Annotated in this window: 1 protein-coding gene; it reads left to right on the top strand. The window is 63.2% G+C overall.

The features are described 5' to 3' along the window. Positions 1 to 1,087: ISL3-like element ISRta1 family transposase (locus AB1I47_RS33780; protein WP_354687987.1), on the top strand; the 1,087-nt coding region annotated here is incomplete at both ends.

Here is a 1,087-nt window from a genome sequence, read left to right as displayed (position 1 = left end):
TGGAGCGCGTGGAATGGCCGGAGGGAGAGAGCCGTACGCTGTCGTTGTACTTGAAGCCGGTCAGCAAGGTCATGCATTGCGAGGAGTGTGGCGCGCGCTGCCATCAGGTGCATGAGACAGTGGTCAGGCGAGTCCGGGACCTTCCGCTGTTCGAGTATCGGGTCGTACTGCACGTGCCGCGCCGGCGCGTTTGGTGCGACCGTTGCGGTGGTCCGAGGCTGGAGCGGCTGGAATGGCTTGGGCGCTACCAACGCGTGACGGCCCGCTTGGCCCAGGCTTGCGGCCACTTGTTGCGCCACTGTACGGTGCAGGCGGTGGCGGCCTTCTACGATCTGGGCTGGCACACAGTTAAATCGATCGATAAGGCGCGCTTGCGTGAGGCAGTGGCCGAGCCGGACTGGTCCAATATCCGCTACCTGGCCATGGATGAGTTCGCGCTACACAAGGGGCATCGATATGCCACGGTGGTAGTCGATCCCATTGGGCGGCAGGTGCTCTGGATCGGACAGGGGCGCTCACGCGAGACCGCCCGAGCCTTCTTTGAGCAGCTCCCCGCCGGCGTTGCGCAGCGCATCGAGGCCGTCGCCATCGACATGACGACCGCGTATGAGTTGGAGATCCGGGCGCATTGCCCGCAAGCAGAGGTGGTCTTCGACCTGTTCCACGTGGTAGCTAAGTACGGGCGTGAGGTCATCGACCGAGTGCGGGTGGATCAGGCCAATCAGCTGCGGCACGATCGGCCGGCCAGACGGGTGCTCAAGTCCACACGCTGGCTACTGCTGCGGAATCGGGAGAACTTGAGCGTCCCCCAGGCGGTTCATCTGGATGAGGTCCTGGAGGCGAACCGGCCATTGCTGACAGTCTATCTGTTGCGCGACGAGCTAAAGCGGCTATGGTTCTACCGCCGCCCGGCGTGGGCGCAAAAAGCTTGGGAGCAATGGTGCGAGCAGGCTCGGCAGAGCCGAATACCTGCCCTGGAGTTGTTTGCGAAGCGCCTGCAAGGCTACTGGCATGGCATCTTGGCCCGCTGCCGCCACCCATTGAACACCAGCGTGGTCGAAGGCATCAACAACACCATCAAGGTCAT

It is taken from the genome of Cupriavidus necator, from assembly GCF_040578825.1.
GTDB classification, from domain to species: domain Bacteria; phylum Pseudomonadota; class Gammaproteobacteria; order Burkholderiales; family Burkholderiaceae; genus Cupriavidus; species Cupriavidus necator_E.
Note: the sequence above shows the minus strand (reverse complement) of the source record. Positions and strands in the feature narration are given on the sequence as shown.